Annotated in this window: 16 protein-coding genes and 1 tRNA gene; 12 read left to right on the top strand and 5 right to left on the bottom strand. The window is 34.2% G+C overall.

The window, feature by feature from the left end:
• Positions 1–200: 200 nt before the first annotated feature.
• The 9 genes from Q4503_RS04770 to Q4503_RS04730 all read left to right on the top strand — a co-directional run bounded on the left by Q4503_RS04770 (position 201) and on the right by Q4503_RS04730 (position 4,982).
• A complete protein-coding gene (locus Q4503_RS04770; RefSeq protein WP_303601533.1) occupies positions 201–950 on the top strand; it encodes a type 1 glutamine amidotransferase domain-containing protein in 750 nt (249 codons plus the stop codon).
• Between the two features lie 41 nt (positions 951–991).
• Complete coding sequence (locus tag Q4503_RS04765; RefSeq protein ID WP_303601532.1) at positions 992–1,372, top strand: hypothetical protein; 381 nt, start codon at positions 992–994, stop codon at positions 1,370–1,372.
• A 43-nt stretch (positions 1,373–1,415) separates the two neighbouring features.
• The gene (locus tag Q4503_RS04760) at positions 1,416–1,859 is read left to right on the top strand and encodes a hypothetical protein (RefSeq protein ID WP_303601531.1); all 444 of its coding nucleotides are present in this window, start codon (positions 1,416–1,418) and stop codon (positions 1,857–1,859) included.
• 145 nt (positions 1,860–2,004) lie between these two features.
• Positions 2,005–2,400, top strand: a complete 396-nt coding sequence (locus tag Q4503_RS04755; RefSeq protein WP_303601530.1) for a hypothetical protein — start codon at positions 2,005–2,007, stop codon at positions 2,398–2,400.
• A gap of 441 nt (positions 2,401–2,841) precedes the next feature.
• Positions 2,842–3,261 carry a GNAT family N-acetyltransferase gene (locus Q4503_RS04750; protein WP_215971492.1) on the top strand — a complete coding sequence of 140 codons (420 nt, stop codon included), beginning with the start codon at positions 2,842–2,844 and terminating at the stop codon, positions 3,259–3,261.
• Between the two features lie 209 nt (positions 3,262–3,470).
• On the top strand, positions 3,471–3,851 hold the full coding sequence (locus Q4503_RS04745; protein WP_303601529.1) for a VanZ family protein: 381 nt from the start codon (positions 3,471–3,473) through the stop codon (positions 3,849–3,851).
• 108 nt (positions 3,852–3,959) lie between these two features.
• The gene (locus tag Q4503_RS04740; protein WP_303601528.1) at positions 3,960–4,241 is read left to right on the top strand and encodes a hypothetical protein; all 282 of its coding nucleotides are present in this window, start codon (positions 3,960–3,962) and stop codon (positions 4,239–4,241) included.
• Between the two features lie 59 nt (positions 4,242–4,300).
• Complete coding sequence (locus Q4503_RS04735; protein WP_303601527.1) at positions 4,301–4,513, top strand: hypothetical protein; 213 nt, start codon at positions 4,301–4,303, stop codon at positions 4,511–4,513.
• A 121-nt stretch (positions 4,514–4,634) separates the two neighbouring features.
• On the top strand, positions 4,635–4,982 hold the full coding sequence (locus Q4503_RS04730) for a DUF6404 family protein (protein ID WP_303601526.1): 348 nt from the start codon (positions 4,635–4,637) through the stop codon (positions 4,980–4,982).
• Between the two features lie 297 nt (positions 4,983–5,279).
• Here the strand turns inward: Q4503_RS04730 and Q4503_RS04725 are convergent.
• From Q4503_RS04725 to aroG, 3 genes are all read right to left on the bottom strand, one after another.
• Positions 5,280–5,370, bottom strand: a tRNA-Ser gene (locus Q4503_RS04725).
• A gap of 96 nt (positions 5,371–5,466) precedes the next feature.
• A complete protein-coding gene (locus tag Q4503_RS04720) occupies positions 5,467–5,847 on the bottom strand; it encodes a DUF4870 domain-containing protein (protein WP_303601525.1) in 381 nt (126 codons plus the stop codon).
• A gap of 439 nt (positions 5,848–6,286) precedes the next feature.
• A complete protein-coding gene (gene aroG / locus Q4503_RS04715; RefSeq protein WP_303601611.1) occupies positions 6,287–7,342 on the bottom strand; it encodes a 3-deoxy-7-phosphoheptulonate synthase AroG in 1,056 nt (351 codons plus the stop codon).
• A 191-nt stretch (positions 7,343–7,533) separates the two neighbouring features.
• Between aroG and add the strand changes: the two genes are divergently transcribed.
• Positions 7,534–8,526 carry an adenosine deaminase gene (add, locus tag Q4503_RS04710; RefSeq protein WP_303601524.1) on the top strand — a complete coding sequence of 331 codons (993 nt, stop codon included), beginning with the start codon at positions 7,534–7,536 and terminating at the stop codon, positions 8,524–8,526.
• Positions 8,527–8,756: 230 nt separating this feature from the next.
• Positions 8,757–9,461, top strand: coding sequence for a purine-nucleoside phosphorylase (deoD, locus tag Q4503_RS04705; RefSeq protein ID WP_303601523.1), 705 nt, complete (start codon positions 8,757–8,759; stop codon positions 9,459–9,461).
• 93 nt (positions 9,462–9,554) lie between these two features.
• Here the strand turns inward: deoD and Q4503_RS04700 are convergent, their stop codons facing one another.
• Positions 9,555–10,439, bottom strand: a complete 885-nt coding sequence (locus Q4503_RS04700; RefSeq protein WP_303601522.1) for a LysR family transcriptional regulator ArgP — start codon at positions 10,437–10,439, stop codon at positions 9,555–9,557.
• Positions 10,440–10,543: 104 nt separating this feature from the next.
• Between Q4503_RS04700 and Q4503_RS04695 the strand changes: the two genes are divergently transcribed.
• The gene (locus Q4503_RS04695) at positions 10,544–11,164 is read left to right on the top strand and encodes a LysE/ArgO family amino acid transporter (protein ID WP_303601521.1); all 621 of its coding nucleotides are present in this window, start codon (positions 10,544–10,546) and stop codon (positions 11,162–11,164) included.
• Here the strand turns inward: Q4503_RS04695 and Q4503_RS04690 are convergent.
• A complete protein-coding gene (locus Q4503_RS04690) occupies positions 11,138–12,412 on the bottom strand; it encodes a phosphopentomutase (RefSeq protein WP_303601520.1) in 1,275 nt (424 codons plus the stop codon). The two genes, Q4503_RS04695 and Q4503_RS04690, sit on opposite strands and share 27 nt — an antisense overlap.
• Between the last annotated feature and the right edge of the window lie 159 nt (positions 12,413–12,571).

Raw genomic sequence — 12,571 nt, 5'->3', positions numbered from 1 at the left:
CTTTGTGGGCATATTACACAGCGAATCAAGTAGTAAATATCAGATATTTTGATGGTGCGAATACATTTAAATATGTCGAGCAATAAAGCACTTAACAACTTTATCAAACCTCGTTTATAAAGACATTAAATGCCTTAACTGATCAATTAAACTTTTTATCAATTTGATGCATATTAAACAATTATTTTTTAAGGACAATAATGAAGTATTTCATTTCCATTTTTTTCACTACAATATTATTCATTTCGGTTAGTGTAAATGCAGTTCCTGCGAAAAAAGTACTGATTATTGCATCAAACATGATTGATATGGGGGATGCTGAAAAGCATGATGCGCGAAATAACTTATGGGAAGTAGCGCCGCCTTACCATATTTTTGTGAGTCATGGTTTCGAGGTTGACTTTGTTTCACCTAATGGAGGAAAAGTTGAATTCATGATGGATCCTCTAGGTATCAGTAGTTACACCATTAAATATGAAGGTTTCATGGACAAAGCAAACAACACTTTTACCCCAAGGAGAATTGAACCGAGTAATTATTGGGGAGTTTATATTGGTGGTGGTTACGGCCCTTTATTTGATGTTGCTAATAATAAAGAGTTACAGTCAATTATTGCAAAAATATATGAATCAGGTGGTATTATTGGTGGCGGCGGACATGGCGCGGGTGCTTTTGCTAATGTTGTTTTATCTACGGGGGAGTTTCTTGTCAAGGGTAAGAAAGTTGCTGGTTTTCCAAACTCAACAGAAAGATCTAAATCATGGGCAAAACAAGGATCTCTATTACCATTTCTTGTTGAAAGTCAGTTAAATAAAAATGGTGCAATTGCACAAAATAAACATACTTTAAAAGACAAACACGAAGTTGTTATCGATCAGCGAATTGTTTCAACAATGTTTTTACCTTCGGCAGCTATTGTTGCAAAAGAAATGATAATATTAAACAAGTAGCAATGGCACTTAACAATATTTTTTCAGGTTGGAGTATCCAAATGGCTCAAGGCAACAATAAGAAATTACTAACCAAAAGGGTTCGTAAAGGTGATAAGGGCTATCCCATAGCAACGATAGCTTTTTATGGACCAAACAATAATCTTGCAACAAAAGCAGTATGCGCAATCATAATACAAGAAGACGCGGAAACAGATCCGATGAAAAAGTGGTTTTCTTCATCAGACTTGAGAAAGTCAGAACTGGTTATGAGTGAAATTTTGAATTTTATTGATGAAAACGGAGCAAAATCCGTAAGTATGATCCAGGAAGTAATAGGTTGCCCTCACGAAGAAGGGATCGATTATCCAGAAGGTAACTATTGTCCTGAATGCAACTATTGGAAAGGCCGTGATAGATTTAGTGGCGAGATGGTACATTAAAAGTTTAATACTAAATTAAACAAGGACAAAAATGGAGCTCCCATTGAAGTTTAGTTTTAAATCAAAGTTATTAATTAGTGCCGGTTTTATTGCCGCTACTTCTGCGATATGGCACCTACTCTGTATCTGGGGTGGTCCTAGTTGGTTTACTTTCGCGCGAGCACCTCAACAAATTATTTATTCCGCACAGCAAGGAACTTTACTTGCCCTAATTGGTACAGTCGTAGTCGCTGGATTAATGTTTTCATGCACTCTTTTTGCTTTTTCCGCAGTTGGCTTAATTCGCAAAATACCTTTAGTTACACCAGCGTTAATTACTATTGCTTTTCTTTGCACATTACGTGGTTTAATCGCTATACCTACATTTACTAATCCTACAGGCTTAGATCTTTGGCAAGTTATTGCTAGTACAGTTTGGTTTTATGTTGGTATTTGTTTTATCGCCGGTAGTATAGAACAATATAGGCTTGGTAAATCAGACATATAACAATAACTTCCAAATGGTGTCTTTGTAAAAACGGCCCAAATTCACGGTTAGTGGGAAAGTGGTGGTTCATTACTAGCTACACTCATTCAATGTAACAAATTTTAAGTATTTTAAACGTTATTTATATATCGTAATCGGAGCTTATATGAAGGTAATCATAATATACTGTTTGGTGTTTTTCTCATTCTTAATCCAAGCATCAGATAATAATTCTGACTTTAAATGTACGGTAAAGCAGGCCCAGCATGTTGCTGAAAACGGTAAATTAGATGAAGTTAAAAGTTGGGATGTCTTCCTAGAAAAGAACTTTATGGTTGATCGTCAAACTGGAATAATAGTAGGTCAACAATTTAAGAATAACATTGCTTCAATAAAACCTTTGGTTTATGACCATTTCGTAAATGGATACTCTGTTATAGCTGCCACTAATACTCAAGTAGTTAGCTACCTTCAAATAACTACAATTGATGATTCTCCCAAAAAGGTATTTATTTATATTATGAATAATGTTGTACTTTCAGGTGTATGTGTATCTTTTTAAAATACACATAATAATTAGTTAAAACAGGACAAATAACAATTGGCTTTTACTCTTGTTTTTGATTATTTTAAGGTCGTTATATTTATTTCAAATTAGGAAGTTGTCGTGAGTGGTAATTTTAAGTTAGATATTTTTATTGTTTGTTTAATGTTTATACCCATAATTATTCAATTTATACCTGTAGTTTCAAAGCTATTAATTAGCTCAAATAAGCAGTTTCGTTTTTCATTGCTTTCATTTCCACCCTCTCTATATATTATTTTTCTATCGGGCTTAGGTGGTAATTTACTAGGTCAAATTGTTGTGGGTTTGGCTTTTGTAATCTTTTTTGTTAGTTACTCTGCTGCTTTATCTTATTTATTTCAAGCAAATAAGCAATAAATATAATCAACTTTCAAATGAGGTTAATGGCGTTTGTGAAGATAATAAATGGAGATTACAATGAATTCTGATAAATATGATTTTAAGCTAGAAAGCCCATTAGTTGAAGAGTTTTTAAATTTAAGAAATAAAGTTGGTTGGGGAGAATTAGAATTTAATTTGGCTCAAACGAGCTTAAATAATTCCTTGTTTCACGTCACGGTCCGTGATAAATCGGTACTTATTGGTATGGGTCGTATAGTTGGCGATGGCGCAATGTATTTTTATATTCAAGATGTGATTGTTGATCCAAGTTATCAAGGTACAGGTGTTGGCTCTATTTTAATGGATCAGATAGAAAATTATTTATCCGTAGCAGCTCAAAAAGGCTCTACTGTCGGATTGTTAGCTGCAAAAGGAAAAGAGGATTTTTATATCCGTTATGATTATATGTTACGACCAAGCAATACCTTAGGCAGTGGTATGTGTAAGTTTGTGTAAATGAGTTTTATACTAATCTCACTAACTATGTGATCATTTCTACTTGCTAAAATCCCCCACTACATCGTTATTTAATAATTAGGACAACTAGTTATTGAAATAGATGCCTTATATTTGGCAATTCTTTCTATGTATAAAATTGTTCACTTAATTAATAAAATTGGTATTAATAAGAGCATCAAAGGTAAATTACAATCAAGAAAATAATTATGCATAAGTTAATCTCCATTATAGCGGTCGCTTTTTTAATGTTTATCACGTGGATAATATATTTAGCTAATACAGCACAAAACAGCATTTTTTTTGAGCTGGTTGCTAGTATTCCTTATGGCGACAAACTAGGACATTTCTGCTTATTTGGTTTACTAACATTAGGGGTTAACTTTGTTTTTAAACTTAAGTCATATACATTAATTTCATTGAACATTTATGTTGGTTCAACCGTGGTTTTCTTCTTCGTGTTACTTGAAGAATTAAGTCAGTACTTTATACCTAGCAGGACACTAGACATTACGGATTTACTGGCTGATATTCTAGGTATTATTACTTTTAGCCTTGTAACAAAGTTTATTAGTAAACACCTCGAATAGAAAATTAACCAGAAAAATTATAGTTGGCTATTATTTAATTTTTCAAACATTATAGTTAACGGTAATTTTCGCTTATGAAAGCGTTATATACACAAGGAGTATCAAGCATTGTTTAATAAATTAATTCCTGTTTCGCTGATCGTTTTATTATCAGCTTGTGGTGCAACTCAGCCACCACCTTATCAAAAAGATAGAGCGCCTGAAGATAGAGATCAATATAGTGGTGCGCAAGGTATGTCGCAATATCAAAAAGATCAAGGCTACCTAGTTAAAAAAGAGTTATCTGATAAATGTACTACAGCTAAAATTGACTTAGCAATTGCAGAAGCAGATAAAAATACTAGCGACATTGAAAAACAAAATGCACTAATTAGCAGCTCGTGTATATAACGAGTAATATATTGTTTGTTAGGTATGCGTTATATAGAAATCACAAGCAAGGATAGATGATGAGTCGAACTAAAGTTTTCAAAACTTTAAGTTTTGTTATCGGGTTAGCAATGTTACTAGCAAGTATCATGGTGTTTTTGGGCTTCTCCCCTTTTTCGGATACAAGTAATATTGGAATAACGGGATCTTCTTTAGTTGGTGCATATTTTATATTTTATGCACTAACAGGAAAAACAGATATATTAAATTACTTTAAAACAAATCAAGTTTAGTCATTACCTATTAAAAATAGTTAAAACAAGACTAACAACTGCTGGATTTTGATCCGGTGTTGTTTATTTCAGCAAACTATCTTTCGTCCATTAATCTGTAGTTAGTTACAGTGAGTGTAAAATGTCATTTCAAAATAAATTAGAATCTGCACAAAAAGAGCTTAATGAAGCCAATATATGGAAATCTAATCATACCCCTCCGATTGTTGTATTGTTAAGGAAACTTGGCTTTAATATTCGTCCCTTCCATTATTGTTCATTCAAAAGTAATTTTATTACAGCCTCGTTATGGTTTGGTATTATTTGGGGGATTATTATGTGGTTTACCTCATGGGAAAATGACCACATGCCTATTCAAATTGCTATATTTACAAGTTTACTTGCAGGTGTAGTCTTTGGATTATTCATGGCGCTATATTACAAACGTAGTGCAAAGAAAAACAACTTGAGTGATTGGCATACATTGTAGCTAACAACCCGCAAAACGAAAAAATAGCGCCCCGTTAAAGTTGTAGTTTCTTAGAATGTGGCGGTGAGATTGAAATTTGAACTCTACTCGAAAATGCAGCGCTACAAACCACGGGGTTGTATTTAACAAACTTTAGACGAAAAAAAACGCGACTCGTTAAAGTTGCGGTTTCTTAGAATGTGGCGGTGAGATATGTACTCTACTCGAAGGTGCTACGCTACAAACCCCAATAATGCTTTATCAAGGCCTAAAAGCAAAAAGCCCATCAATCTTTCGATTAACGGGCTTTTCTAAATGTGGCGGTGAGATAGAGATTTGAACTCTAGAAGGGCTACAAACCCTTGCCGGTTTTCAAGACCGGTGCTTTCGACCACTCAGCCATCTCACCAATAATTTTAACAATCATCTTGCTAAAAAGTCGAGGCGTATATTAAGCACTATCCATATCATTGTAAAGGATTAATTCACATTTTATTAAAATAAATTACTTTATAAAGTCTAAATGCGCTTGGTAGAAGTCTCCTAAGATTGGAACTCTTATTGTATGGCCTTGTACCACATGATAAACAGCATATACCCAAACAAGTAAAACAACGATATTTAACAACCAACCGATAAGTGGAATTAATGCGAGTAATGCCCCTGTAATGATAAGCCCTAAAGATTGTCGTAAATGAAAACTAATAAAATTTGATTTATGGCTGCCATGTAAAACAATAGCCGCTAACCAACCTATTAAAGTAAAATAACTTAATATTGCAAAAGCTTTCGCCATGGTAGGAACATCTTCATTAGAAGATGCATAGTAATTATTGGTGTTAGAGGTAACCTGTTGCTTAGATTTTTCCATTGATTGATACTGCATAAATTGACACTCCGTCTTTATTATCGTAATCATTATCTACTAACTTATTACATACTCTCCTATTCAATATAGACATCTCGTCTTGACTTAACAATCATTTCATTAGAACAATATAGCATATCGTTCCTAATCGATTAAAAATTCAACAAAATTATTTTTTAATCCGTTCTTGCGATTTTTGCCTTACTGATTTTTGTTCATAAAGAAAGTTACCACTTTGTTTAATCATTATTGCTGCTTCGATGTTATAAGCGCCAATCTTATCGTTTGTTTATTTCATTAACGTAATAAAATCATTGTATATTCATGCAATTATTAAGACAATTCAGACATAAAAAAAGTCTACTTGAAGTAAGTAGACTTTTTATTATCTAGCAATAGTTTTAATCACTTTTCAGTTTACAATGGCTTATTCGATCAACCGTTAATTAAACATTAATTACACAGAGCGTCTAGTAATAACAGCATCACTTAACTGCGCTAATAACGTTTCGGTATCATCCCAACCAATACAAGCATCTGTGATACTTTGACCATAAACCTCAGCTTTACCATTAACTAGTTTTTGGTTACCTTCAACTAAATGACTTTCAACCATAACCCCAAACACATTGTGATTACCTTGGCTAATTTGCTCACTTACATCAGTTGATACTAACATTTGGTTTTCAAATTTCTTATTTGAATTAGCATGACTAAAATCAATCATTATTTTAGTGTTCAAACCACAACTATCTAACTCTTCTGTAACTTCTTTCACACTTTGTGCATCGTAATTAGTGCTTTTGCCGCCACGTAAAATAATATGACAATCACTATTACCTGTCGTTTCAACAATTGCCGCATGACCAAATTTTGTAACAGATAAAAAGTGATGTGAAGCTGCCGCTGAGCCAATTGCATCAATAGCAATTCGAATAGTACCGTCGGTACCATTTTTAAAACCTACTGGACATGAAAGACCAGATGCGAGTTCACGATGCACTTGTGATTCGGTAGTACGAGCACCAATTGCTCCCCAACACATTAAATCTGCCATATACTGCGGCGTGATCATATCTAAAAATTCACCTGCTGTAGGTAAACCTAATTCGTTAATATCAAGCAATAGTTTTCTACCTAAACGTAAACCATCATTTAGTTTGAAACTATTATCCATGTATGGGTCATTGATTAAGCCTTTCCAACCAACCGTTGTTCTTGGCTTTTCAAAATAAACACGCATCACTATTTCTAGACTATCTTGATACTTTTCGCGTAATTTCACTAATCGGTGCGCGTATTCTAATGCTGCTTTTGGGTCGTGAATAGAGCAAGGTCCAATAACAACAAGTAAACGATCATCTTTGTTGTTAAAAATGTTGTGAATTGCAGCTCGGCCAGAAACAACCGACTTAATTGCTTTCTCTGACGCTGGAAATCGCTCTAGTAATGCGATAGGAGGTAATAAGTCTTTGATTTTATTGATGCGCACATCGTCAGTTTGATACATAATATTTTCTCTTTGCTCTATGCTAATTTAATTAGCAACTTAATTCGTCTTATTTACGTCTAGACATCCAAATGAATAATCTAGAAGACAATTTAACAGTGTTAAGCGTGTAATACCAGTATATTCCCATGAAGAAAGCGATAAAATTCGCTATAATCATAATTTGAAATTCTAATATAAGAGGTAGATATATAATGATAAATCAGACTTTACCATTACTTGACCTTCACAGGCATTTAGACGGCAACATTCGCCCTGCTACCATTTGGCAATTAGCAACTAAAAACAATATTGTTTTACCTGCAACACAGCTGAGCGATTTTATCCCTCATGTGCAAATACAAGGTAGTGAATCAGACCTCTTGGCGTTTTTAAAAAAACTAGATTGGGGGGTTGCGGTACTCAAGAGCCTTGATGACGTAAAGCGTATTGCCTTTGAAAATGTAGAAGATGCCTTTAATGCCGGGTTGCATTACGCTGAATTACGTTTTTCGCCTTACTATATGTCGATGAATCATAATTTACCCATTGCTGATGTGGTTGCTGCAGTTGTTGATGGTGTTAACACTGGCATGAAAACTTTTAATGTTAAGATTAACTTAATTGGTATTTTAAGCCGTACATTTGGTGTTAAACAATGCCAACTTGAATTAGATGCTTTACTTACTCATAAAAACGATCTGGTTGCTATTGATTTAGCCGGAGATGAATATAATTTTCCGGGTGATTTATTTGTCGACCATTTTAAGCAAGTGCGTGATGCAGGTCTTAGCGTTACTGTGCATGCAGGTGAAGCAGGAGGGGCAAAAAGTGTATGGCAGGCCATTAATGATTTAGGTGCAACCCGTATTGGTCATGGCGTTGCTACCATAGAAGATGAAAAATTAATGTCTTATATGGTTAACCATAATATTGCTATTGAATCTTGTTTAACATCGAATTACCAAACAGGAACCGTGAAGGATTTAACCACACATCCCTTAAAGGAATTTCTAGCACACGGTATTAAAGCTTGTTTAAATACTGATGATCCTGCGGTTCAAGGTATAGAAATTAAACATGAATATACCGTGGCGAAAAATGTATTAAAGCTCAATGATAACGATATTACTCAACTGCAAAAAAATGCAATTGATGTTTGTTTTTTATCAGACAGTGATAAAAAACAATTAGTATCAGCAATGTAGAAAGAAGTTTGATTTTTATTATCAAATTGATAAAATTATAGCGGTAAACAACAAGATCAGTAAAACACCCTTGATAGCTGTTTTTTAATTATTTAACCTGTATAAAGGTTTATAAATTTCAGGCTAAAAACTTACTGTTTAACTTACTTTTTTAACTTACTTCCTTACTTTAGGGATTAACTTAAAAAATGAATTTAGTAATCAACTTAAAGAATTAACAAGGGATTTCCATGAGTACTCCACATATTTCAGCTAACTTAGGCGACTTCGCCGAAACTGTATTAATGCCAGGCGACCCGCTTAGAGCTAAATTTATCGCTGAAAACTTTTTAGACGACGCAAAATGCGTAACAAGTGTACGTAACATGTTCGGTTACACAGGTACCTATAAAGGTAAACGTATTTCTGTTATGGGCTCAGGAATGGGCATACCTTCTATTTCAATTTATGCAACTGAGCTATACAAAGACTTTGGTGTTGAAAACATTATTCGTATTGGTTCATGTGGCGCGGTTCGTGACGATATTAAAATTCGTGACGTAATTGTTGGTATGGGCGCAAGTACCGATTCGAATGTTAATCGTATGCGTTTTAATCAATGTGATTTTGCAGCACTTGCTGACTTTTCATTACTACATAAAGTAGTCAATACGGCTGAGCGTCTTGACAAAAAAGTACATGTTGGTAACGTTTTTACCGCTGACTTATTTTATACGCCTCAACCTGAAATGTTTGCTTTAATGGAAAAACACGGCGTGTTAGCGGTAGAAATGGAAGCGGCTGGATTATATGGTGTTGCTGCTGAATTAGGTAAAAAAGCGTTAGCAGTATTTACCGTATCTGATCATATTAAAACTGGTGAGCAAACAACCGCAGATGAACGAGAAAATACCTTCAAAGATATGATGGAATTAACACTAGAAAGTATTCTGTAACGTGCTTTTCCTATAGCCATACAAAATAATACAAATGGTATAAATAGTATAAAACACGACAATCGCTTACGTTAAATGTTAACGCAAGCGATTTTAATCTAACAGTGTTTTAGCGGTTTGTATTATTTGTTGCGATATTTTTTTATTCACCCCTTTCACTAGCACCCAACTATGCCAATAAAGTGTCCTGTTCAGCTCTTTTCCTGGGCATAAATTAACTAATTCCCCCGTTTCAAGTTCATTTTTAATTTGTAAATACGGTACTAAGCAATAAGCAACCCCCTGCTTTGCTAATATCACAAAGGCCTCGGATGACCGAACGGTATGGCAATAATACTCACTGGCTTCTAAACCAAAATTATCAACAATATAACGTATATGCATAGCATCTTTATGATCATAACTAATGGCTGGCGCCATTTTTAACGATGATTGAGTAACACCGTGTTTAAAATATTTTTCTTTAAACCCTTTCGAGCAAACAAGGCAATAATTCATTGAGCCTAGTTCAAATGAACGATATCCCTTTAATGGATTTTTAATAATACTAACCGCGCCAATCGCTTCACCTGAACGAAGCCTATCTAACGTTCTATCTTCGGGTTCAATTAATAAGTTTAACTCAATCAAGTTTTCTTGTAGTACCGGAGTTAGTGCTTTTAAAAACCACGTAGCGATACTGTCAGCATTAACAGCAAGGGAAACTTTCATTGCCTTAACAGCGTTATCCGGCATTAATTCAGGTAAAAGTTCATTTTCTAATTGCTTCACTTTTTTAAAGTGGCTTAACAATTGTTCACCTACCGTGGTTAATTCTATCGGTTGCCTGCGAATAAGTACTGGCTGACCAATATTCTCTTCAAGCAATTTAATACGTTGGGATATTGCCGATTGAGAAATAAATAGCTGTGCTGCTGCTAAATCAAAACTTTGCGTTTCTATAATGGCAGCCAATGCCGTTAATAACTTATAGTCCATATTAATTTTACTTATGATAAATAAATTTTATTAATTATATTAATTTCATAAATAAGTGCAAACTCTATTTTTTAGACATTAACCAAATAGCTTAAGGAACGAATATGCTCATTTTGACTGCAATCAAAGGGTTTACACTGACATTGAGTATGATAATCCCAATAGGAAGTCAAAATTCTATGTTGATTTCTCAAGGCATTAATAAAAATCACCATATTACTACGGCTGGCTTATTTATACTTTACGATGCGTTGATGATAACTGTTGGTGTTTTAGGTGGTAGTTTAATTTTATCGGCCAATGCATTGCTATTTACGCTACTTACCTGGGGAGGAATTTTATTTTTACTCTGTTATGGCGCAATGTCTTTTAAGCAAGCGTTTGATGGAATAAAGTCAGACAATAGCAATGTTAAAATAAAAAGATCATTAAAGATTGTTATATTAACAAGTTTAATTGTGACTTTTTTAAATCCTCATGCTTACATTGATACTGTGATGGTAATTGGTAGTGTGGGAGGACAATATACCGGCCAAGAAAAAATATATTTCCTCATTGGTGCTATTACGGGATCGACCCTTTGGTTTTCTACATTAGCATTAACAGCCTCAAAACTTTCGGTTCAATTGAGTAAACCGAAAGTTAAGAGTGTTATTGATTTTTTAATTGGTGCGGTTATGTGGTTTATTGCTTGGTCATTATTTATGAGTTGGACTCTGAAGTAACTCAGTCAGAAAGCTTGTACCATACTCCATGGCTTCTACATCAAAAAGCGCTGCTAATGTTTGACCTAAATCGGCAAAGCTGGCGCGCTTTCCTAAGTCTATAGATGGCATTGACTGTTGATAACTCAATAACGGCACAAATTCACGTGTATGATCACTGCCTGGCCACGTTGGATCACAACCATGGTCGGCAGTTAAAAATAAAATATCATCTTTACCCATGTGCTTATATATTTCAGGTAAACGTTTATCGAAGTTTTCTAATGCTTGAGCATAACCAACAGGGTCACGGCGATGCCCAAAATCTTGATCGAAATTAACTAAATTAGTAAAGATCAGACTATTATCTTTTGAAGACTTGATATGCGCTATTGTGGCATCTACTAGCGCATCAATGCCATTTGCTTTTGTTTTTTGTGTTATGCCTTGATGAGCAAAAATATCAGCAATTTTACCAACACTAACTACTTCTCCACCTGCTTGCACAATTTTTTCTAATACTGTGGTTGAGGGTGGTAATACTGAATAATCACGTCTATTACCTGTACGAGCAAAGCTATTACTTTCACCAACGAATGGTCTAGCAATCACGCGGCCAATATTTAAATCACTGTTTGATAATATTTCACGAACTTGTTCACAATATTGATAAAGTTTATCTAAACCAAAATGCTCTTCATGAGCTGCTACTTGGAAAACACTGTCAGCTGAGGTATAGCAGATAGGTAAACCCGTTTGAACATGCATATCACCAAGCTTATTAATAATATCAGTACCTGATGCATGACAATTACCTAATATTCCACTACAGCCCGTTTTATTATTAATTTCAGCAATTAAATCTGTCGAAAAAGATGACTCATGATCTGAAAAGTAAGTCCAATCAAACAATACAGGCACTCCAGCCATTTCCCAATGACCACTTGGCGTATCCTTACCGGTACTTAATTCAGCCATATAACCAAAAGCACCTTTATTAGGTTTAATATAAAAATCATTAAAATCTATCGACGACTTCGCTAAATCATCTTTATATTCTTGCCAAATTTTATCACTGCTCGCTTGCCGACTTAATTCATGTAAGCCTAATTCACCTAGGTTTGGCAATTGTATAACTTTATTTTTTGTTTTAAAGTAAGCTTTAGCTATGTTGATAAACGTATTAGCATTAACATCACCAAAACTTTCTGCATCATCTGCATAGCCGACCCCAAAACTATCAAGCACTAAAATTATTGCCTTTGCCATTGAATTTACACCTTTTGTTAAAAAAACATGACCAATTAGTCAAGTTGTGTTAATTTAAAGCTTTTATTATAATTAGCCAAGTTTTTTCTAACCTTTTTTCTTATTGCCTTGTGATTTACTTAGATTGTTCTAAATTAAGTTTATAATAGCAATAACTTG

This window comes from Colwellia sp. 6_MG-2023 (genome assembly GCF_030547765.1).
Classification (GTDB): Bacteria; Pseudomonadota; Gammaproteobacteria; order Enterobacterales; family Alteromonadaceae; genus Colwellia.
Note: the sequence above shows the minus strand (reverse complement) of the source record. Positions and strands in the feature narration are given on the sequence as shown.

What these genes read in the sequence shown, in the direction of transcription:
- Q4503_RS04745 (WP_303601529.1), top strand. Translation starts at nt 3,471, where the DNA reads ATGCATAAGTTAATCTCCATTATAGCGGTCGCTTTTTTAATGTTTATC.
- Q4503_RS04765 (WP_303601532.1), top strand. Translation starts at nt 992, where the DNA reads ATGGCTCAAGGCAACAATAAGAAATTACTAACCAAAAGGGTTCGTAAA.
- Q4503_RS04700 (WP_303601522.1), bottom strand. Translation starts at nt 10,439, where the DNA reads ATGGACTATAAGTTATTAACGGCATTGGCTGCCATTATAGAAACGCAA.
- Q4503_RS04755 (WP_303601530.1), top strand. Translation starts at nt 2,005, where the DNA reads ATGAAGGTAATCATAATATACTGTTTGGTGTTTTTCTCATTCTTAATC.
- Q4503_RS04690 (WP_303601520.1), bottom strand. Translation starts at nt 12,412, where the DNA reads ATGGCAAAGGCAATAATTTTAGTGCTTGATAGTTTTGGGGTCGGCTAT.
- Q4503_RS04695 (WP_303601521.1), top strand. Translation starts at nt 10,544, where the DNA reads ATGCTCATTTTGACTGCAATCAAAGGGTTTACACTGACATTGAGTATG.
- Q4503_RS04735 (WP_303601527.1), top strand. Translation starts at nt 4,301, where the DNA reads ATGAGTCGAACTAAAGTTTTCAAAACTTTAAGTTTTGTTATCGGGTTA.
- deoD (WP_303601523.1), top strand. Translation starts at nt 8,757, where the DNA reads ATGAGTACTCCACATATTTCAGCTAACTTAGGCGACTTCGCCGAAACT.
- Q4503_RS04720 (WP_303601525.1), bottom strand. Translation starts at nt 5,847, where the DNA reads ATGCAGTATCAATCAATGGAAAAATCTAAGCAACAGGTTACCTCTAAC.
- Q4503_RS04750 (WP_215971492.1), top strand. Translation starts at nt 2,842, where the DNA reads ATGAATTCTGATAAATATGATTTTAAGCTAGAAAGCCCATTAGTTGAA.
- add (WP_303601524.1), top strand. Translation starts at nt 7,534, where the DNA reads ATGATAAATCAGACTTTACCATTACTTGACCTTCACAGGCATTTAGAC.
- Q4503_RS04730 (WP_303601526.1), top strand. Translation starts at nt 4,635, where the DNA reads ATGTCATTTCAAAATAAATTAGAATCTGCACAAAAAGAGCTTAATGAA.
- Q4503_RS04770 (WP_303601533.1), top strand. Translation starts at nt 201, where the DNA reads ATGAAGTATTTCATTTCCATTTTTTTCACTACAATATTATTCATTTCG.